This is a genomic window from Brevibacterium sp. MGP-B1, assembly GCF_057766545.1.
Genome location: NZ_CM173407.1, coordinates 1,063,076 through 1,083,993, shown reverse-complemented (window position 1 = coordinate 1,083,993; position 20,918 = coordinate 1,063,076). Strand labels below are relative to the sequence as shown.

16 protein-coding genes are annotated in these 20,918 nt (G+C 64.5%); 2 read left to right on the top strand and 14 right to left on the bottom strand.

Features of this window, described 5'->3' with window-relative positions; translation table 11 throughout:
- Positions 1 to 147: 147 nt before the first annotated feature.
- The 7 genes from AC3CD9_RS04975 to AC3CD9_RS04945 all read right to left on the bottom strand — a co-directional run bounded on the left by AC3CD9_RS04975 (position 148) and on the right by AC3CD9_RS04945 (position 7,049).
- The gene (locus tag AC3CD9_RS04975) at positions 148 to 1,437 is read right to left on the bottom strand and encodes a glutamate-5-semialdehyde dehydrogenase (protein WP_488366598.1); all 1,290 of its coding nucleotides are present in this window, start codon (positions 1,435 to 1,437) and stop codon (positions 148 to 150) included.
- Positions 1,438 to 1,440: 3 nt separating this feature from the next.
- Positions 1,441 to 2,607, bottom strand: a complete 1,167-nt coding sequence (gene proB, locus AC3CD9_RS04970; RefSeq protein ID WP_488366597.1) for a glutamate 5-kinase — start codon at positions 2,605 to 2,607, stop codon at positions 1,441 to 1,443.
- Positions 2,604 to 4,169, bottom strand: coding sequence for a GTPase ObgE (obgE, locus tag AC3CD9_RS04965; protein ID WP_488366595.1), 1,566 nt, complete (start codon positions 4,167 to 4,169; stop codon positions 2,604 to 2,606). Before obgE ends, proB begins: the two co-directional genes overlap by 4 nt.
- Before the next feature lie 100 nt (positions 4,170 to 4,269).
- Complete coding sequence (gene rpmA / locus AC3CD9_RS04960; protein WP_025776788.1) at positions 4,270 to 4,521, bottom strand: 50S ribosomal protein L27; 252 nt, start codon at positions 4,519 to 4,521, stop codon at positions 4,270 to 4,272.
- Positions 4,522 to 4,536: 15 nt separating this feature from the next.
- Positions 4,537 to 4,845 (bottom strand): 50S ribosomal protein L21, encoded by a 309-nt coding sequence (gene rplU / locus AC3CD9_RS04955; RefSeq protein ID WP_025776790.1) that lies wholly within the window; start codon positions 4,843 to 4,845, stop codon positions 4,537 to 4,539.
- Between the two features lie 248 nt (positions 4,846 to 5,093).
- Positions 5,094 to 5,411 (bottom strand): chorismate mutase, encoded by a 318-nt coding sequence (locus tag AC3CD9_RS04950; RefSeq protein ID WP_488366593.1) that lies wholly within the window; start codon positions 5,409 to 5,411, stop codon positions 5,094 to 5,096.
- Between the two features lie 108 nt (positions 5,412 to 5,519).
- Positions 5,520 to 7,049 (bottom strand): alanine/glycine:cation symporter family protein, encoded by a 1,530-nt coding sequence (locus AC3CD9_RS04945; RefSeq protein ID WP_488366592.1) that lies wholly within the window; start codon positions 7,047 to 7,049, stop codon positions 5,520 to 5,522.
- Positions 7,050 to 7,189: 140 nt separating this feature from the next.
- Here AC3CD9_RS04945 and AC3CD9_RS04940 point away from each other — a divergent pair, with 140 nt between their 5' ends.
- Positions 7,190 to 8,587 carry an SPFH domain-containing protein gene (locus AC3CD9_RS04940; protein WP_488366590.1) on the top strand — a complete coding sequence of 466 codons (1,398 nt, stop codon included), beginning with the start codon at positions 7,190 to 7,192 and terminating at the stop codon, positions 8,585 to 8,587.
- 93 nt (positions 8,588 to 8,680) lie between these two features.
- Here the strand turns inward: AC3CD9_RS04940 and AC3CD9_RS04935 are convergent, their stop codons facing one another.
- Positions 8,681 to 11,713 carry an Rne/Rng family ribonuclease gene (locus AC3CD9_RS04935; protein WP_488366589.1) on the bottom strand — a complete coding sequence of 1,011 codons (3,033 nt, stop codon included), beginning with the start codon at positions 11,711 to 11,713 and terminating at the stop codon, positions 8,681 to 8,683.
- A gap of 301 nt (positions 11,714 to 12,014) precedes the next feature.
- Here AC3CD9_RS04935 and AC3CD9_RS04930 point away from each other — a divergent pair, with 301 nt between their 5' ends.
- Entirely contained in the window at positions 12,015 to 12,662 is a 648-nt protein-coding gene (locus AC3CD9_RS04930) for a vitamin K epoxide reductase family protein (RefSeq protein ID WP_139467027.1), read from the top strand.
- Between the two features lie 134 nt (positions 12,663 to 12,796).
- On the opposite strand, the gene ndk is transcribed toward AC3CD9_RS04930, so the two are convergent.
- From ndk to AC3CD9_RS04900, 6 genes are all read right to left on the bottom strand, one after another.
- Complete coding sequence (gene ndk, locus AC3CD9_RS04925; RefSeq protein WP_488366588.1) at positions 12,797 to 13,216, bottom strand: nucleoside-diphosphate kinase; 420 nt, start codon at positions 13,214 to 13,216, stop codon at positions 12,797 to 12,799.
- Positions 13,217 to 13,298: 82 nt separating this feature from the next.
- Positions 13,299 to 13,664, bottom strand: a complete 366-nt coding sequence (locus AC3CD9_RS04920) for a DUF4233 domain-containing protein (protein WP_139467025.1) — start codon at positions 13,662 to 13,664, stop codon at positions 13,299 to 13,301.
- On the bottom strand, positions 13,661 to 15,154 hold the full coding sequence (locus AC3CD9_RS04915) for a bifunctional folylpolyglutamate synthase/dihydrofolate synthase (protein WP_488366587.1): 1,494 nt from the start codon (positions 15,152 to 15,154) through the stop codon (positions 13,661 to 13,663). Before AC3CD9_RS04915 ends, AC3CD9_RS04920 begins: the two co-directional genes overlap by 4 nt.
- Positions 15,151 to 18,414, bottom strand: coding sequence for an isoleucine--tRNA ligase (gene ileS / locus AC3CD9_RS04910; RefSeq protein ID WP_488366586.1), 3,264 nt, complete (start codon positions 18,412 to 18,414; stop codon positions 15,151 to 15,153). Before ileS ends, AC3CD9_RS04915 begins: the two co-directional genes overlap by 4 nt.
- A gap of 312 nt (positions 18,415 to 18,726) precedes the next feature.
- Positions 18,727 to 19,482, bottom strand: coding sequence for an SDR family oxidoreductase (locus AC3CD9_RS04905; RefSeq protein WP_488366584.1), 756 nt, complete (start codon positions 19,480 to 19,482; stop codon positions 18,727 to 18,729).
- A gap of 79 nt (positions 19,483 to 19,561) precedes the next feature.
- Entirely contained in the window at positions 19,562 to 20,791 is a 1,230-nt protein-coding gene (locus tag AC3CD9_RS04900; protein ID WP_488366583.1) for an acyltransferase, read from the bottom strand.
- Positions 20,792 to 20,918: the final 127 nt, after the last annotated feature.

Sequence of the window (20,918 nt, the reverse complement as noted above, 5' to 3'; positions counted from 1 at the left end):
CGCGCAGAGCGCTTCGGGGTCGTTACCTTCTCAGTTTCTCATGAACCATCCGGGAATCCGGCATCGACATGACTTCTTCCCCCTTCGATGTCTCCCCTGGTCGGGCGGTGAGTACCCTGATCGCGGAGTGTCGGAGTCGATTCGGGCTCAGGAACGGACCTGGCCGTTGCCCATCATCACCCATTTCGTGGTCGTCAGCTGTTCGAGTCCCATGGGGCCGCGAGCATGCAACTTCTGGGTGGAGATGCCCACCTCCGCACCGAAGCCGAGCTCTCCCCCGTCGGTGAATCGCGTGGAGACGTTGACTCCCACCGCCGCTGCATCGATGGCGGTGACGAAGGTGTCCGCGTTGTCGAGGTCCTTCGTCACGATCACCTCGGTGTGGCCGGAGCTGTAGGCACGAATATGATCGATGGCCTCTTCGATCCCGGAGACGAGTTTGATGGCGATCTCCAGTCCCAGATACTCCTTGGCCCAGTCCCGTCTCGACACCCGTCGGACCTTCATCCCTGCCGGTGCCAGCGCCGAGACGTCCGAGTCGGCGTGGACGATGACCCCGGCGCCGTCGAGGCGTTCGAGGATCTTCGGCAGCACTCGTTTCGCGGCCTTCTCATGGACGAGGAGGGTCTCCAGCGAGTTGCACACACTGGGTCGATGTGTCTTCGAATTGAGGACGAGGTCGACGGAGGTCTTCACCGTGGCTGTGGAGTCGATGAACATGTGCACATTGCCCACACCTGTTTCGATGACAGGCACGATCGATTCCTGCACGACCATGTTGATGAGGTCGGCGCCGCCTCGGGGAATGAGCAGATCGACGTAGTCGCGGGCGTGCATGAGCACGTTCGCTCCTTCGCGTCCGTACTGGTCGATGCCGTTGATCGAGTCGGCCGGCAGTCCCGCCGATTCGACGGCGCGGCGCAGGATGGAGATGATCTCAGTGTTCGAGTTCTGTGCAGCCGATCCTCCGCGCAGGACGGAGGCGTTGCCGGATTTGAGTGCGAGGACGGCGATGTCGACGGTGACGTTCGGACGAGCTTCGTAGATCGCGCCGATGACGCCCATCGGCACACGGTTCTGGGTGAGGCGGATGCCGTTGGGCAGGGTGCGTCCGACGACGACGTCGCCGACGGGATCCGCGAGGTCGATGACGTCCTCAACGGAATCGGCGATCGCGGCGATGCGTTCGGCGTCGAGGCGCAGTCGGTCGAGCAGAGACTCGCTCATCCCGTTCTCGGTGCCGGCGGCGATGTCGGCGTCATTGGCTTTGACGATGCGGTCGGTGTTGCTGCGCAGCGCCTCGGCGATGGCGCCGAGAGCGGCATTCTTCTCGGCGGTCGAGGTCGTTGCCAACAGGCTCGAGGCGGATTTCGCGTTGCGGACGATGCGGGTCACTCCGCGCACGGTCTTCGGGTGGATCTCGGCTGCTGCTGTCATGGGCTATCTCCCCCCGCTCACCTGTGTGAGAACGAGATCGTTTCGATGGATGACCTCTTTACGGTAATCATTTCCCAGACGGGTGCCAAGTTCCTCGGTCGTGGAACGGAACATCAGCGGCAGCTCGTCCGAGGAGAAGTTCGACATCCCGCGGGCGATGACCTCGTCGTCGAGATTGCGGATCTCGACCGGGTCCCCGGCTTCGAAGTCCCCGCTGCAGGAGGTTACTCCCGCGGCGAGCAGGGACGTCCCCCGGGAGAGCACGGCCGTTTCGGCTCCTCTGTCGATCGTGACCGAGCCGAAGGTCCGGGCGAGGTGGCGCAGCCACAGCAGGCGGGTGCCCCGTCGTCTGTGGGTGACGGCGAAGTATGTGCCCACGGGTTTCCCCGCCAGCGCCGAGGCGGCCTGCGGTGCCGAGGTCAGCACCGCTGGGATCCCCGAATCGGCGACCATGATGGCGGCGTCGACCTTCGTGGCCATTCCCCCGGTGCCGGTTCCGGCTGTCCCGACTCCGCCGATGGCGAGGTCGTCGAGGTCGCTGGGTCCGTGCACGCGGCTGATCAGGCGGGAGCCGGGCTGTTCCGGGGGTCCCGAGTAGAGCGCATCGACATCGGAGAGCAGCACGAGCGCATCGGCGTGAGCCAGGTGAGCGACGAGGGCTGCGAGCCGGTCGTTGTCTCCGAAGCGGATCTCCTCGGTGGCCACGGCGTCGTTCTCGTTGACGATGGGCAGCGTGCCCAGGGCCAGGAGTTTGTCGATCGCGCGTTGGGCGTTCTTGTACTGGGTGCGTCGGATCAGGTCATCGGCGGTGAGCAGCACCTGGCCGGGAACGAGGTCGTAGCGTCCCAGCGCCCGCGTGTATGCGGCCATGAGCAGTCCCTGACCGACCCCGGCCGCCGCCTGTTGGCTGGCGAGGTCTCGAGGGCGTTTCTTCAGCCCCATCGGCTCCAGTCCGGCCGCGATCGCGCCGGAGGAGACGAGGATGACCTCATGACCGGCCGACCGGTGAGCGCCGATGACATCGGTGAGCGCGATGAGTTTGGCTTCGTCGAGTCCGCCGTCGATCGTCGTCAGCGAGGACGATCCGACCTTGACGACGATGCGACGGGCTCGGGCGATGTCGGCACGGAACGATCCTGCGGAAGAGTCCGCCTGAGCTGCGGCGCTCACTCCTCGCCGGCTCCCTCACCAGACTCTGTCGCAGGTGCACCGAGGCGGCTCTCGTGGTGGGCGCGTTCGGCCAACCGCTCCTGTTCGAACTCGGCCCGTGTGGCGGCCTTCGCGTCCATCTTCTCGTGATAAGCGGCCTTGCGCTCCTTGCGTGTGGAGCGCGTTTCCTCGTCCAGTCGGGCGTCCGATCCGCGGGAGCCGAGCAGTTCGGCTCCGCCGACGGTTGTGGGATCCCAGTCGAAGACGACGCCGTCGTCTCCGCCGACGACGATGGTGTCGCCGGGTTTCGCTCCGGCCTTGAAGAGAGCCTCTTCGACGCCGAGGTGCTCGAGGCGGTCGGCGAGGTAGCCGACGGCTTCGTCGTTTCCGAAGTCCGTCTGCTGCACCCAGCGACGGGGCTTGTCGCCGAGGACGCGGAACAGCGGTCCGTCGGAGGTGCGTTCGGAACGGACTTCGAATCCGCGGTCGTCGACGGCCTTCGGACGGATGACCACGCGCTGCGGTGTCGCTTCGATCTCGGCGCGACGTTCCCGTTCGGCGAGCACGAGCTCGGCCATGGCGAAGGAGATTTCGCGCAGACCGGCATGGCTGACAGCCGAGATCTCGAAGACCCTGTATCCGGCGGCTTCGAGATCGGGGCGGACGATGTCGGCGAGGTCGCGACCGTCGGGGATGTCGACCTTGTTGAGCGCCACGAGCTTCGGGCGCTGCGAGAGCGGGAGGAGTCCGCTCCCGTCGTCGAGGTCGACGGCGTAGGCGGCGAGTTCGGATTCGATGATCGTGAGGTCGGAGACGGGATCGCGTCCGGGCTCCCAGGTGGCCATGTCGATGACATGGACGAGGCCGGCACAGCGTTCGACGTGGCGGAGGAACTCGAGGCCGAGTCCCTTGCCCTCCGATGCGCCGGGGATGAGCCCGGGAACGTCGGCGACCGTATAGCGCGTGTCGCCGGCCTGGACGACCCCGAGGTTGGGCACGAGTGTCGTGAATGGGTAATCGGCGATCTTCGGCTTCGCGGCCGACAGGGCAGCGATGAGGCTCGACTTGCCCGCTGATGGGTATCCCACGAGGGCGATATCGGCGATCGTCTTGAGTTCGAGCACGAGGCTGAGCGTCTGCCCGGGCTCGCCGAGGAGCGCGAAGCCGGGGGCCTTGCGCTTCGTCGAGGCCAGCGCGGCATTGCCGAGCCCGCCGCGGCCACCGGCGGCTGCGGTGAATTCGGTTCCGTCTTCGACGAGGTCGGCGATGACGTCGCCGTTGGTGTTCTTCACCACCGTGCCCTCGGGGACGTCGACGATGAGGTCTCTGCCGTCGGCGCCGTGGCGCAGATCGCCCTTGCCGATCCCGCCGTCGTCGGCACGCACGTGCGGACGGTGGTGCAGGGGAAGCAGGGTGGTGGTCTGACGGTCGACGCGGAAGATGATGTTGCCGCCGTTGCCGCCGTCGGCGCCGTCGGGCCCGCCGAGCGGTTTGAATTTCTCGCGCCTGATCGAGGCACACCCGTTCCCACCTGCGCCTGCGGCGAGGTGAACGGTGACACGGTCTACGAACTCGGTGGCCATAATGTCCTTATATCAGATGAAGGGTGAGTCGTTCGACTCACCCTTCATGCTCCCTTTTCAGGGAGAGATCATATTGACGACGGAACGGGTCCGGGAAGGATCAGGCTCCGACGATGTTGACGATCTTGCGACCGTTGCGGGTTCCGAATTCCACGGCACCGGCGGTCAGAGCGAAGAGGGTATCGTCTCCTCCACGGCCGACATTGGCTCCGGGGTGGAACTTGGTTCCGCGCTGGCGGACGATGATCTCGCCGGCCTTGACGGCCTGGCCGCCGAAGCGCTTCACGCCGAGGTACTGTGGGTTCGAGTCGCGACCGTTGCGGGTCGAGCTGACTCCCTTTTTGCTTGCCATGTGAGAAGTCTCCTCTTACTTGATGTTCGTGATCTTCAGACGGGTGAGGTCCTGGCGGTGGCCCTGACGCTTCTTGTACCCGGTCTTGTTCTTGTACTTCTGGATCACAATCTTGGGACCGCGGAGTTCACCGGCGACCTCAGCGCTGACCGAGACCTTCGCCAGTGCGTCGGGATCGGTCGTGACCGTCTCACCGTCGACAAGAAGTACGGCATCGAGTTCGACGCTGTCTCCAGCCTTCGCCTTCATTCGGTTGACTGTGATGATATCGCCGACGCTCACCTTTTCCTGGTGGCCTCCGGCGCGGACGATGGCATAGACCATGGTCGAACCCTCTTTCTGTTGAAAACAAACGAACGGCGGTTGTCCCTTGGCTGCCGCAGAACGAGTCCCGCAGGCATCCCATTGAGAGGAATCACCAGCCGTGGTGCGTCACGCGCACCGACGATCAATTCTAGTCGAGGCTGCACAGCGACGGCAAACCCGGCGGCCATGCTCGAGGGGAAGACCTGCCCATTGTGAGCCATCTCTCGTTCACCCCGGGAGGGAGGCGGCTCCCCGGGCACTTCGACTCAGCTTTCGCGCGTCTCCGCGATGCGCTCGTGCCGGCGGATGACCTCGGCGACGATGAACGCCAGGAACTTCTCTGCGAACTCCGGATCGAGATGGGACTCTTCGGCGAGTTCTCGCAGCCGGGCCACCTGCCTGGCTTCCCGAGACTCGTCGGCCGGGGGCAGTCCATGGTCGGCTTTGAGTTCGCCGACGCGCTCGGTGAGTTTGAAGCGCTCGGCGAGCAGGTGAACGAGGGAGGCATCGATGTTGTCGATGCTGTCTCGCAGCTCCTGCAGCCGTTCGACTGCGCGTGTTCTGTCGTCTCTGTTCTCATCCACGCTCCCAGTCTATCGATGCCCGGACACGCCTGTGCGCCGTGTCCGAATGGGCGCGGCGCACAGGCATCCTTGAGCGAGCTGGTCCTCCTCCGGCGGCGGAGGTCGGGATCAGGCGGGCTGGTCGACAGGGACGGCGTCGGCGGTGTCCGGGTCGTTGAGCGTTCCGGCCTTCCGGTCGGCGAGGTACTTCTTCATCTCCTTCTTGACCACCGGCATGAGCATGTAGAGGCCGAGGATGTTGATGAACGCACACATGAACAGGGCCGCATCGGCGAATTCGACGACTTTGGAGAAGCTGGCGATGCAGCCGACGACGACGAAGAGGCAGACGAGTGTGCGGAAGACCATGATCGTGGCTTTCGAGCGCCCGAACAGATAGCTCCACGCCCGCTCCCCGTAGTACGCCCATGTGATGAGGGTCGAGAAGGCGAACAGTGCGACGGCGATGGCCAGCAGGATCGGGTACCACGAGGCGACGGTGGAGAATGCGTCCGAGGCGAGAGCGACTCCGCCGATCTCGCCCTCACCGAGGTCGTTGCGGTACGAAGCCTGGTTGGCCACGATGATCGTCAGCGCGGTCATGGTGCAGATGATCACCGTGTCGATGAAGGGCTCGAGCAGTGCGACGAAACCTTCGGAGATCGGGCGACGGGTCTTGACTGCGGAGTGAGCGATGGCTGCCGAACCGATTCCGGCTTCGTTCGAGAAGGCCGAACGCTGGAAGCCGATGATCATGACTCCGACGATGCCGCCGGCCACACCCTGGGGGTTGAACGCTCCGGCGAAGATCTCGCCGATGGCGTTGGGGATGTTCGCGTAGTTGAGTCCGAGCACGAGGAGACATGAGACGACGTAGAAGATCGCCATTCCGGGAACGAGCTTGTCGGTGACCTTGGCGATCGAGCGGATGCCGCCGAGGATCACCAGAGCCACGAGCCCGGCGAAGATGAGTCCGAACACGAGTGACGCGAAGGGACCTGCCAGGAAGCCGTCATCGCCGCCGGTGGCGGTGCGGACCTGCGCGAAGGTCTGATTGGCCTGGAACATGCCGCCGCCGACGACGCCGAAGACGAGGATCGCGATGGCGAAGAGTCCGGTCAGAGCGGTGGCCACGGGCTTCGAGAAGCGTCGGAAGGCGACGGGGAGGTACTTGAACGGCCCGCCGTGGACGACACCATTCTCGTCGATCTCACGGTACTTCACCCCGAGCGTGCATTCGACGAACTTCGTGCACATGCCGAGGAGGCCGGCGACGATCATCCAGAAGGTCGCTCCGGGGCCGCCGAGTGCGATGGCCACGCCGACACCGGCGATGTTGCCGAGGCCCACGGTGCCCGACAGCGCAGAGGCAAGGGCTTGGAAATGAGTGACCTCACCCGGATCGGACTTCGAAGAGAATTTTCCGCGGATGATCTCGAGAGACAGCTTCGCCCCTCGAGCTTGGATGAAGCCGAAGTAGACGGTGAAGACCGCTGCGGCGAAGATCAGCCACAGAACGACGAAGGGGAACGAGAAGTCTCCGAAGGTGATCGGAAAGAAGATGATGCTGCCGAACCATGTCGCGATCGGGTCGAACCAGGAGTTGATGGCATCGTCGACCGGCGAGACCGGCGCTGCTGAGATATGAAGATTGTTCATAGTGTGACAACCTACTGAGACCTGCGTCACATTCAAGCGTTCCATGTTGTGGGACGGTTTCAGTTATCGAACCGTTACAAAATGGGGCGTTCGCGGGACTTTTGAGATTTGCGTCTCAATACCTGGCTTAGACTGAGGGCATGACTCAGAATCCTCAGCAGCCCGGTCAGTCACCGAACCGATCGTCGAACCCGACTGCCGATCGCGGCCCCATCCCCAGCGGAGATCCGAGCACTCATATCCAGGCCGGACACAGTCAGCCCGCGGCCTATCCCGGGGCCGAGGCAGTGACGAATCCCAATGGCCACTATGGTTCGCAGGGTGCCCAGTCGGGGACGATCGGCGGCTCGGGGACAACGGCACCATATGGTCCGCCCGCCGGCGCCCAGGCGAACACCGGTGCGCCGCCGCACCACCGTGAAGGCGCACCGCTGCCGCCGGCACCGCAGAGTCGTCGCACAGACGGACAGCCTGCCGGTTCAGGTCCGGTCCAGGCCACCGGGTCCGGACCTGTCTCGTCGCAGGCACCGCCGCCTGGGTCCAGACGATCCGCTGCGCAGACGCCGAATTCCCACCGGGGCCCAACCGCCTCGGGGCAGGGGAATTCAGCGCCCACGCGCATCGTCTCCCCCGATGGCGAACGTGTCCGAGAGAAGCCGGCAGGCGGGGTCTCAGGTTACTTCGCCATCGTCGGCGCCATCGTCCTGCTGCTCGTCGCCGTGCTCCTGGGCATCATCGGGTTCGTCATGACCTTCGCCCAGGTCGTCGTCGGTGTCGTCCTCTTCATCGTGGCCGTCCTCAGCTTCATCGCTTCGATGTTCCTGTTCAAGGGCTGCACTTCGGTGGCGCCCGGACATGCCGTCGTCCTCCAGCTCTACGGCAAGTACGTCGGGACGGTCAGGCAGTCGGGTCTGCGATTCGTCAATCCCTTCTACACGAAGGATCAGATCTCGACGCGCATCCGCAACCATGAGACCTCGACCCTGAAGGTCAATGACCTCGACGGCAATCCGATCGAGATCGGCGCCGTGGTTGTCTGGCAGGTCCGCGACACTGCGCAGGCGATGTTCGAGGTCGATGACTTCGAAGAGTTCGTCGCCATCCAGGCGGAGACCGCGGTTCGTCACATCGCGAACTCCTATGCCTACGATTCGTCGGACCCGGGCCGCATGTCGCTGCGTGACAACGCGGACGAGATCACCTCGCGACTCTCCGATGAGGTCGCCGCCCGAGTCATGGCTGCGGGCGTCACCGTCATCGAATCGCGCATCACCCAACTGGCTTACGCCCCGGAGATCGCCCGTGCCATGCTCCAGCGCCAGCAGGCCACGGCCGTCGTCGCTGCCCGTCAGCTCATCGTCGAAGGAGCTGTGGGCATGGTGGAGACGGCGATCGAGGAGATAGAAGGACGGCAGATCGTCAGGCTCGGGCAGACCGAACGCAGCGATCTCGTATCGAATCTGATGATCGTCCTCTGCGGTGACCAGGCCGCACAGCCGACGATCAGCACCACCCGCAATCAGCAGTCGGCGGGCTGATCGCCAGGAGCGGAGTCCACCGCACACGACAGCGCCCCGTCGACGTCATCTGTCGGCGGGGCGCTGTCTTCTGTCTCAACTCAGGAGAGGCGATCAGTCCTCGCCGATGATGACGAACGAGGTCGGCAGCTGCTCCTGCTTGGGGGCAGGGGCCTTCTTCGCCGGTTCGCGCTTCTTCGCAGGAGTGCTCTTGACCGGTTCAGCGGCGGCGACCTTCGTCTCGCTGTCCGCGCCGATCATCAGCGGCAGATCCTTCGGCTCTTCGGCGACCGCCTTCGTTTCGGCTGTCGGCTTCTGTTCAGCAGACTGTGTCTGCTCGTTCGCAGGCGTCGCTTCCGCCGGTGTGTGCTCAGCGCCGTTCGACTTCTCGTTGCCGCTGGGCTTCTCGGCGGTCGTCTCGGTCTGCGAGTCGTCGCTCCGGTTCGAGCGTGAACGTCGCCGGCCGTTCCGTGAACGCGATCGGGACTTGCCGTTCTCGCCGTTGTTCGCCGAATCATCGGACTGATTCTGTGCGTCGGACGTCGATTCGGGCAAATCGGTATCGTCCTTCTTCAGGGTGGCCTTCGCAATCGCGGCGACGGCTGACCGCGAAGCATCAGACGACACTGTCTCATCTGTCGATTCGGAATCATTGTGCTTGGAATTCGAGCCCGAGTCTCCCCGGCGCTTGCGATCACGGCGGCTGTCGTGGTTCGACGAGCGGCCACCGCGGTGCACCTTCGATCCGTCTTCTTCCGAACCCGGCAGCAGCAGTCCCCGGCCAGTGAGGTCCTCGCCGGCGCTGACCAGGGATTCGGCGAGTCCGGTGCCGATGCGCTTGCGCGTCATCTGCACGAGTCCCAACGATGTCACTTCGGCCACCTGATGCTTCGTCCGGTCGCGACCGAGGCACTCGACGAGGCGGCGCACCACGAGGTCGCGGTTGGACTCGAGCACCATGTCGATGAAGTCGACGACGATGATTCCGCCGATGTCGCGCAGGCGGATCTGCCGAATGACCTCCTCGGCGGCTTCGAGGTTGTTGCGGGTCACCGTCTCCTCGAGGTTGCCTCCGGAGCCGGTGAACTTGCCGGTGTTGACATCGACGACCGTCATCGCCTCGGTGCGGTCGATGACGAGTGAACCTCCCGAGGGCAGATTCACCGTGCGCTGCAGCGCTTTCTGGATCTGCTCTTCGATCCGGTAGTGATCGAAGATGTCCTCGTCCTCGTTGTAGCTGTGGACGCGATCGAGCAGGTCCGGGGCGACTGATTCGACATACTCGTGGATGGTGTTCCATGCGCCGTCGCCATCGATGACGAGTGAGTTGAAGTCCTCGTTGAAGACATCACGGATGATGCGCACGATCATGTCCGGCTCGCTGTAGAGCAGCTGCGGAGCCAGCACCTTCGTCGACTTCGACTTCTTCTCGATCGTCTCCCACCGCTTGGCGAGACGTTCGACGTCACGCGACAGGTCGGAGTCGGTGGCGCCCTCGGCAGCGGTGCGCACGATGACGCCGTTCGAATCGCCGACGAGCTGTTTGAGCAGCTTCTTCAGGCGTGCGCGTTCGTTGTCGGGCAGCTTCCTCGAGATTCCGGTCATCGAATTGCCGGGAACGTAGACGAGGAACCGGCCGGGCAGAGAGATCTGGCTGGTCAGACGGGCGCCCTTGTGTCCGATCGGATCCTTCGTCACCTGCACGAGCACGGCATCGCCGGGGCTCAGCGCGGTTTCGATGCGGCGCGCCTTGCCGTCCATGCCGAGGGCGTCCCAGTTGACTTCACCGGCGTAGAGCACGGCGTTGCGGCCCTTGCCGATGTCGATGAATGCCGCCTCCATGCTCGGCAGCACGTTCTGGACCTTGCCCAGGTAGACGTTGCCGATGAGCGAGGACTGCTGCCGGTTCTCCTTGAGGTAGTGCTCGACAGCGATCCCGTCTTCGACGACGACGAGCTGGGTCTGGTCGCCGCTTTCCCGCACCAGCATGGTCCGGTCGACAGACTCACGTCGAGCGAGGAATTCGGCTTCGGTGATGATGGGGCGGCGACGTCCGGCTTCGCGGCCCTCCTTGCGACGCTGGCGCTTCGCCTCGAGACGGGTCGAACCCTTGAGCGAAGTGACCTCGTCGCGGTCGGTGCTGCGGGTGCGAGACCGACGACGGCGGCGACGACGCGAACCGCCGTCGGAGTCATCGTCACCATCGTCCGAATCCGAATCGTCGGAGTCCCTGTGGTCGGACTCCTTGTGACCGGAGTCTTTGTGATCCGACTTCGAATGTGAGTCCTCGGCGTCCGAATCGGAGCGCTTCGAACCGCGATTGCTCGACCGAGATCCCCGCTTCGACGGCTTCGCGTCCTGGCTGCCGGCAGAGTCCGACGAGTCGTCCTCGGAGTCCTTCGAGTCGTCGTCGGAGTCCGAGGAATCATCGTGGTCGTGGGAGTCATCGCGATTGCGCGATCGGCGCCCACGGCCGCCTCGCCGCCGACGCGGACCGCCGGAGGAATCGTCCTCACCACGGTCGTTCTGACGGTTTTCCCGTGAGGACGACGTGTCCTCATCGGAGTCGTGGGAATCTTCCCAGTCGTCGTCGGAGTCATCGTCGTCGACCGTGATGACCTCGGCGTGTTCGGCCTTCGGCACCTGGAAGATCAGGCCGCCGTCATAGGGCACAGCTGGAGTGGTGCGAGGTTCGGGCGCGGCAGCCGGAACGGCCGGGGCCGCGAAGGGATTGCGCGGGTCGAAGCTCGGCGATGCCTGCGACGCAGCATCGGACTCATCGTCATCATCGTCGTCGCCATCGGCATTGTCAGCGTCGTCGTGATCATCGTCATCGTCGTCCGAGTCTCCGCGGACGAACTCCTCGAAGACGAGTCCCCGATTGGCCACGGCATCGCGTGCGGACTTCTGCCCGCCTCGGCGAGGAGTCGGTTCTTCGTCCTCCTCGTCGTCGCTGTCATCGGCATCGCCGATACGCAGCGACTCGGCCGCCTCGGCGATGTCATCGAGGCGCGCACGCACGCTGTCGTCGACATCCTCGTGTTCGGCGTTCTTGGCACCCGCCGACTGCTGCAGATTCGCGAGGTCCGCGAGAATGCCTTCGGTCGGATCTGTCGACTCTGTACCGTCGTTCGACGTATCGTTCATCGTATCTCCCAGTCCGAAGACACCGTCCACACCGTACGGATCTTCGGATTCTTGCATGGTCCGCGATGGACCGAAACCTGTGGATGGCACATCCGGCTCGCGCTCAGCGCGTAGGCCTTCCGTGCTGCCTCATCTTGTTGTCGACCTGCGAGGTCATACCCTCGACTCGGTGGAGGCACGTCTCCTGCTCGGTGTGAGAACAGGTATCCGTCCGACCATTATGTCACAGAAGTGCCTCTGCGCTGAGGTTTCGATGGGGACGGGGTTTGCCGCACGGGACATGGCCAGGCATTCTTGAGGAGTGAACACCACACTGACTCAATCCGATGACCTCGAGTCCGCCGACACCACCTCGTCGTGGGTGCTCAGATCGGTGCCGTTCGGGATCTTCCTCATCATCGCCTCTGCGATCGGCTTCCTCGCCTCGTTCTCCCTGTCGGCGGAGAAGTACGAAAAGCTGGCGAACCCGGACGTCGTGCTCTCGTGCGACCTCAACCCGTTCTTCTCGTGCGGTTCGGTCATGGAACATGCCGAAGCCGAGCTGCTGGGCTTCCCCAATCAGCTCATGGGCGTGGCAGCCTTCATCATCCCGCTGCTGCTCGGTGTGCTGATCCTGTCCGGCACCCGCCTGCCCCGCTGGGTGATGGTGGGACTGAATATCGGACTGGGCTGCGGCGTGGCGTTGGTGATGTTCCTGTTCTACGTCTCGATCTACAAGATCGGAGTCGGCTGCCCGTGGTGCATCATCGTGTGGACCGTGACGATTCCGATGTTCATGGCCGTCACCGCCCGCAATCTGCTCACCGGAGCCTTCGGTCGGCGCGCCGCCGACAATGCCGTGCTGAGGGTCCTGGCGAAGGAGAACATCGCCCTGTCGGTGCTGTGGATGCTCATCATCTTCGCCTGCATCGTCGTACAGTTCTGGGCGTTCTTCTCCAACCTGTTCTGAGGCTCCGCAGCCAGTTCTGAACGTCTGGCTTTATCCGCAGATGCAGTGAGGGCGCTCCACCAAACGGTGGGACGCCCTCACTGCTTCGACCGTCTCGGCTCAGATGTCGGCCGCGTGCGGTCTTCTGCCAGTCATCAGCCTTCGGCCGGGTACCAGATTCCGATCTCCCGTTCGGCCGATTCGGTGGAATCGGATCCGTGGACGAGGTTCTTCTGCACCTTCTCACCCCAGTCGCGACCGAGATCGCCGCGGATCGTGCCGGGAGCTGCTGCCGTCGGGTCGGTGGCACCGGCCAGGGACCGGAAGCCGGGGATGACGCCCTGTCCGGAGGCGATCATCGAGACGATCGGCCCTTCGGACATGAAGTCGACCAGCGGCTGGTAGAAGGGCTTGCCTTCGTGCTCGGCGTAATGGGCTGCCAGTTCGGCGGCGGTGGCCGAGCGGAGATCCAAGGCGTCGATCGCATAGCCCTTGGCTTCGATTCGGGCCACGATCTGTCCGACGAGGCCGCGAGCGACTCCGTCGGGCTTGATGAGGATGAGCGTACGTTCCATTCCGGTCCTTCCAATGTCGTGTGGACGTCGGTCCACAGTCTACCCGGGCACCGAGGCGCTCCCGCCTCGGCGTTCTCACGGTTCAGCCGCGCGCAGCGACCTCACGGTCGATGCGAGCCGACCAGTACACGGCCACGGCCCACAGGGCGATGAACAGCGCTGCGACGAAGAACATCGAGGTGAGCACGAAGCCGGAGGCCAGCAGCAGCCCCTGCACGACCCACCCGATGATCACACCGGGACGCTTCTCACCGATCCGCCGCGGCAGCAGGATGACGGCGATGATCGCCAGCACGGCGATGACCGAGGCACCGATGAGCAGCTGTGCCAGGGTCAGGGTCTGCGCTGACTTCACCGACAGGCCGAAGGTCGTGAGCACGGCGAAGTAGACGACGACGAGCTCGCAGATGAGTATCGATCCGCAGAGAACGGGGTACTTCGATTTCATCCTTCCTCCCCTCGTCCGAGCAGCAGGCGCGCTTCGGCCACGGTGTAGATGGAGCCGGTGACGACGATCCCCGGGCTCTTCGCATCGATGCTGTTGGCCAGGTCGATGGCCTTCATCAGAGCGGCATTGAGATCGGAGGCGACGATGACGGAATCCTCGTCGACCCATTCCCGCGCCGCCTCGGCGAGGTCGTCTGCCGGCAGCGCACGGGAGTTGAGATTCTCGCTGACGACGAACACATCTGCGCTGCGATGAAGCTCTTCGATGACACCGTCGCTGTCCTTGTCCGCCAGCATCGCCAGCACGATGACGACATAGTCGAAATCGAACGCCTCGGCGAGGGTCTCGGCCAGCACATGCGCGGCATCCGGGTTATGGGCGCCGTCGACGACGACGCTCGGTCCCGTGCGCAGGAGTTCCGCGCGGCCCGGTGACGTCACACGGGCCAGTCCCTCGGCCACCGTCTCCTGATTGAGCGGCTTGTCTTCGGCTCCCAGGAAGGCCTCGGCCGCGACGATCGCGACCGCGGCATTGTGGGCCTGGTGGATTCCGTGCAGCGGCAGGAACAGGTCGGAATAGACGTCTCTGCGGCCTTGGACCGTGATGAGCTGACCGTCGACGGCCCGCTGCCGTTCGAGGAGACGGAAGTCCCGCTCTTCGGCGGCCAGCGGAACCTCACGGCGGGCGGCTTCCTCGTCGAGGACCGCCTGGGCGGCCTCGTCCTGGACAGCAGACACGGCAACAGGTTCGGGAGCCGGGCTGTCCTCGACGCTGCGATCGAGGATTCCTGCCTTGGTGGCGGCGATCTCCTCGATGGTGTCGCCGAGGAACGCCTGATGATCGAGACCGATCTTCGTGAACACGCACACCTGGGCATCGGCGACGTTCGTCGAGTCCCATTGTCCGCCCATGCCGACCTCGGTGACGACCACATCGACCGGAGCATCGGCGAACACGGAGAAGGCCAGCACGGTCAGCGCTTCGAAGTAGGTGAGCTTCGCGCGCCCTTCGGCTTCGAGCTGGGCATCGACGATCTCGAGGTAGGGGGCGATCTCGTCATAGATGCGCACGAAGGTGTGAGCGGACACGGGTGCGCCGTCCACGGAGATCCGTTCGGTCACCGAATGCAGGTGCGGACTGGTGAACCGGCCGACCCGGAGCTCATGAGCGGAGATGAGCGAATCGATCATCCGTGCCGTCGAGGTCTTCCCATTCGTGCCCGTGATCGTGATCGTCGGGGCCGCAGTGTGGATATCGCCGAGGATCTCACACGCCCGCCGAGTCGCATCGAGGCGCAGCTCGACCTGCGTCTCCCCCGCCCGGGCCAGCAGCAGGGCATAGACGCGGGCGAGCTCGGCCCGAGTGGCCTCGTCGACGACCGGTTCGGGCAGAGATTCCGAAGCTTCTTCGTCCACGCTCTGCGCTTCCACGTCCGAGGTGGGATCCTCGTCCGGGAGGGGCCCGTCGATCGGGGTGTTGTCCTCGGTCATGCCCGCTTCACCGCCAGACGGGTGCCGCCAGGGAGCTCTTCGGGGGTGAAGACCTCGGCATCGGCTTCGACCGGGCCGAATTTCAGAGTGGTCGTCAGGGTCTCACCGGCGATGAGGTCGATGTGAGGCTCGAGCGCGGCGACCACCTCGGTGTCGGCTTCGACGGTGACGGCGATCCGGTCGGAGATGTCGAGATCGAGCTGCTTTCGGATGCCCTGGATGGCGCGCACGGCATCACGTGCCATGCCCTCGGCCTCGAGCTCGGGTGTGACCCGGGTGTCGAGGGCGAGGAAGCCGGAGTCGAGAGCCGCGAGCTCCATGCCCTCGGTGCCGGATTCGGCCACGGATTCGAGGGTGTACTCGCCGTCGACGAGTTCGATTCCGCCGCTGACCACGGTGCCGTCGGTGACGGACCAGTCGCCGGACTTCGAAGCCTTGATGACCTGCTGGACCTGTTTGCCCAGCCGGGGTCCGGCGGCACGGGCGTTGACGACGAGATTCTGTGACAGGGAGAATCCGGCGGCCTCCGCCTCGGCGACGTCGAGGACCTCGACGGTACGCACATTGAGCTCATCGGCGATGATCTCGGTGAAGTCGGAGCTCAGGTCCGTGTCGGTGGCGACGGTCAGCTGCGACAGCGGCAGGCGCACCCGCAGCTGGTTGGCCTTGCGCACCGAGGAGGCCGTTGAGCAGATATCGCGGGTGAGGTCCATCGCCGCGACGAGGTCGGCGTCGGCAGGGAATGCCTCGGCGTCCGGGTAGTCGGCCAGGTGCACCGACCGCTGCCCGGTCAGTCCGCGATAGATCTCTTCGACCGTGAACGGCAGCAGGGGTGCGGCCACACGGCAGAATGCCTCCAGGCAGGTATAGAACACGTCGAAGGACTCATGCGTGTCGGTGCCGCCGTCCCAGAACCGGCGACGCGAACGACGCACATACCAGTTCGTGAGCATGTCGAGGTAGCTGCGCACGAGTTCGCATGCCGCCCAGATGTCGAGGCCCTCCATCGCCTCGGCGAACTCGGTGATGAGGTCGTGCGTCTTGGCCAGGAGGTACCGGTCGAGGACCTGGGACGAGTCGTAGCGGGACTGTGCCTGGTAGCCGGTCTTCTCCCCCGCCGGACCATCGGCCGCGTTGGAGTAGGTGGCGAAGAACTGCCATGTGTTCCACAGCGGGAGCACGACCTGGCGGACACCGTCGCGGATGCCCTGTTCGGTGACGACGAGGTTGCCGCCGCGCAGGATGGACGAAGCCATGAGGAACCAGCGCATGGCATCCGAGCCGTCGCGGTTGAAGACTTCGTTGACGTCGGGGTAGTTGCGCAGGGACTTCGACATCTTCTGCCCGTCGGAACCGAGCACGATGCCGTGGGAGATGCAGTTCGTGAATGCGGGTCGGTCGAAGATCGCTGTGGCCAGAACGTGCAACAGGTAGAACCAGCCGCGGGTCTGTCCCACGTATTCGACGATGAAGTCGGCCGGGAAATGGTTGTCGAACCATTCGGAGTTCTCGAACGGATAGTGCACCTGAGCGTAGCTCATCGAACCGGAGTCGAACCATACGTCGAAGATCTCCGGGATGCGCTGCATCACCGACTGACCCGTCGGGTCGTCGGGGTTCGGGCGGGTGAGGTCATCGACCCACGGGCGGTGGAGGTCGACCTCTCCGGAGTCGTTGCGCGGCAGACGTCCGAAGTCGGCTTCGATCTCGGCCAGGGAACCGTAGACGTCCGTGCGCGGGTAGGCCGGATCGGAGGAGGTCCACACGGGGATCGGCGAGCCCCAGAAGCGGTTGCGGGAGATCGACCAGTCGCGGGCGTTCTCGAGCCATTTGCCGAACTGTCCGTGCTTGACGTTGTCGGGCACCCAGTTGATCTGCTCGTTGAGTTCGACCATGCGGTCCTTGAACTCTGTGACGCGGACGAACCAGGAGGACACCGCACGGTAGATCAGCGGGTTCCGGCAGCGCCAGCAGTGCGGGTAGGAGTGCTCGTAGGATTCGTGGCGGACCAGCAGCGCACCCCGCGATTCCATCGGACCCGTGTGGTTTCGCAGGTCCTTGATGATCGCCTTGTTGGCGTCGAAGACCTGCTGTCCGGCGTAGTCGGGAACGGTCGTATCGAAGCGACCGGCGTCGTCGACGGGGCGGGCGGCGGTGATGCCGTAGGAGTCGGTGAGCTCCTTGTCCTCTTCACCGAAGGCGGGTGACTGGTGGACGATGCCGGTGCCGTCTTCGACGGTGACGAAGTCCGCGGCGAGGATCGTGTGCATGGTCTCACCGAACTCCTCCTGACGGCCCTCGAAGTACGGGAACGGAGGTTCGTACGAGGCGCCGACGAGTTCGCTGCCGGGGAAGGTGCGCAGAACCTGCGGTTCGGCACCGAGTTCACGAGCATAGGCACCCAGGCGCGCCTCGGCGAGGATGAGGGTCTTGCCCTGAAGTTCTTCGGCACCGTCTTCACCGGGGATCACTGCGACGAGCGGGATCTCCGGGTTGACGGCCACGGCCTGGTTCGACGGAACCGTCCATGGGGTCGTCGTCCAGATGAGGACCCACTCGTCGGAGTCCTTGAGTCTGTATCCGAGGGTCACGGCCGGATCCTGACGCATCTTGTACACGTCGTCGTCCATGCGCAGCTCATGGTTCGACAGCGGAGTTTCGTCCTTCCAGCAGTACGGAAGCACGCGGTAGCCCTCGTAGACGATGCCCTTGTCCCAGAGCTGCTTGAACGCCCAGATGACGCTTTCCATGTATTCGACGTTGAGCGTCTTGTAGTCGTTGTCGAAGTCGACCCACCGGCCCTGACGGGTCACATATTCTTCCCATTCCTGGGTGTAACGGAGGACCGAGGAGCGGCAGGCGTCGTTGAATGCGGCCAGTCCCATGCGGCCGATCTCGGACTTATCGGTGATGCCCAGCTGACGTTCGGCTTCGAGCTCGGCCGGCAGGCCGTGGGTGTCCCAACCGAAGCGGCGGTCGACCTTCTTACCGCGCATCGTCTGGAAGCGCGGGACGACGTCCTTGACATAGCCGGTGAGCAGGTGACCGTAGTGGGGCAGGCCGTTGGCGAAGGGAGGGCCGTCGTAGAAGACGAATTCGTTCTCGCCGTTCTCGCCCGCATCGCGCTGGTCGATCGACGCCTTGAAGGTGTCGTCCTCCTGCCAGTAGCGCAGCACAGCGTCTTCGATGGCAGGGAAGTTCGGGGACGACGAGAGTCCGAAGGTCGAGGTCGATACCTTGGGATAGAGAGGCTGAGTCATGAGCGTCCTTCTGGGTCACTGCGGTCACTGTCACGAGGACGACAGTCTGCCGCGGTACCACCTCGCTTATCCGCAGGCCGACCTGTTCAGGTCGGTCAGCGGATCGCTCATTCACTCAGACGATGACGGGTCCACCCGTCCGGGTCTACTGAGAACGCAGCGCTTCGAACGCTGGTTCCGTTCTTCCGGATGCTCCCCGGTGATAGCCGGATCGACGCAAGACAATCGTATACCGTCGACTCCGCCCGAGACCACTCGGCGGCGCGGGGGATCTCCCTCGCCGAGGCGGCCCCGGGCAGGAGCCGTGGGTGCTCACAGTCCCCGGTTGCGAGCGACCTTGTGTTGAGCGGCTTGGGCGATCGGTCGGATGACCATGAGATCGACGTTGAAGTGGTGGGGACGGGTGAGCGTGTAGGCGACGGCGTCGGCGACGTCGTCCGCGGTCAGCGGGTTCTCGACGCCTTCGTAGACCTTCGCGGCCTTCGTCTCATCACCGCCGACGCGTTTGAAGGTGAACTCGTCGGTGGCGACCATTCCTGGTGCGATCTCGATGACGCGCACGGGTTCGCCGGCGAGCTCGAGGCGCAGGGTCGCTGCCACCGAATGGGTGCCGTGCTTCGCAGCGACGTAGCCGCCGCCGCCTTCATAGGCCTGATGGCCCGCGGTCGAGGACATGACGACGATGTCCCCGCGACCGGAGTCGATGAGGGCGGGAAGCAGTGCCTTGACAACGCGCAGGACGCCGAGCACGTTGATGTCGAACATGTCCCTCCACCCGTCGACCGACGCCTCGGCGACGGTGTCGGTTCCGAAGGCGGCACCGGCATTGGCCACGAGGGAATGGACGACTCCCCCGGCGAGCACCTGTTCGGCCATGGACGCCACGGCAGCGTCATCGGTGAGGTCGGCGACGATGTAGTCGGCTCCGGTCTCCTCGGCGAGGGCCTTGAGCTTGTTCTCACGGCGGGCCACGGCGACGACGTCCCAGCCCTGCTCGCGCAGCTGTCGGACCGTGGCAGCACCGATTCCGGAACTGGCTCCGGTGACTACTGCTCTGAGCTTTTCCATCTGTGTTCTCCTCTGTCGGATCTGTCGGTGGGTTTGAGTCCGGATTCCGGAAACGGGGTTCTCCTGTTCGGATCTCAGTCTACGGAGTCGGCTCTCGGCCGCGTGCGGTGTCTTCTGAGCCGAGATCGGTCTCGATCGGGCGGCTCCGGGCGGGATCGGGTGGAGCCGCTTCTTCCGGGGTCGTCGTGACGGTCGGGGATCCCCTCGCGCCAGGTCGGTGTTTCTTCACGCTCGGTCGAGTATGCGGGTTGCGGGGCCCGCCTTCGCCGAAGACGGCACGGAAGCCGGGGATCTTCACCGCCACCCAGGTGACTGCGGCGCAGGCGATCGCATAGGCGATCGGCATGATCACGGCGTGGAGAAGGACGCCTGGCACGGTGTCGGGAAGGCCCATGGCATTGCGGACCGGGTAGAGCAAAAGAGGATGGAGAAGGAACACACCGAAGGAATACGGGTAGAACCGGTGCAGCAGTCCGAAGCCTTCGCGCAGATGGAAGTGCAGGAGGAGGTAGGCAGCCATGGAGGCGAGGACGACTCCTGGGGCGAGGTACTCGTACGGGAACATCCACGGCTTCTCACCGGGTCCCAGACCTGCCCAGGCCGCGGTCCCGGCGACCGCGATGATGAAGCTGACCCACGCCAGGGCTGCCCCTCTGGCCGAGAGCACGATATCGCGCAGCACCCAGCCGAGGATGTAGAAACCGGCCATCGGCAGGAACCGGGTGGCGATATTGGCTTCGCCGACGTCGAAGACCATCGACACCCACTGGTCGGCCATGCCGATGCCGAGGAAGATCAGACCGGTCCCCCACTGCAGTCGGCGGGACCCGTGCACGCTCAGCAGGCGGAAGAACGGGGTGAGCAGGGTCAGACCGGCAAGGACGTAGAGGAAGTAGAGCTGGACGAAGGGCGATCCGGTGAGGATCGCAATGCCCGGATTCCAAGTTTCATCGTCGGGCTGCAGGTAGTAGCGACGGAACAGAACGTACACGACTGTCCAGAACACGAGGGGGATGCCTATTCGCCAGACACGTTTGGACAGGAACTTCCGCGGTTTGCCACCCCGGTTGGGATCGAGGGCCAGAGCCCCGGAGATCATGATGAACACGGGCACCGACCACCGGCAGGCGGAATCGATGGCGTTGGCCAGCCACCAGTCGGGCCCCATATTCGCGAAGTTCTCTTCGACGACGGTGCCCAGGGAATGGATGGCCACGACGGCGATGATCGCGATCGCACGTGCCGGATTCATCCACGCGGTCGACGTGGGCGGCGGATTCTCTGTCGGAATTCGGTCCAAGGGCGCCATGTGTCCATGATGTCATTGCCCGCGGCGCAGACGACTCACTGCGCTTTCAGTGTGTGAGTCGTCCCACGCCGTCGAAATGTAGCGGCCGAGGGGCGAGTGCTGGACTCAAGCTCCGGGCGAGTGCTGC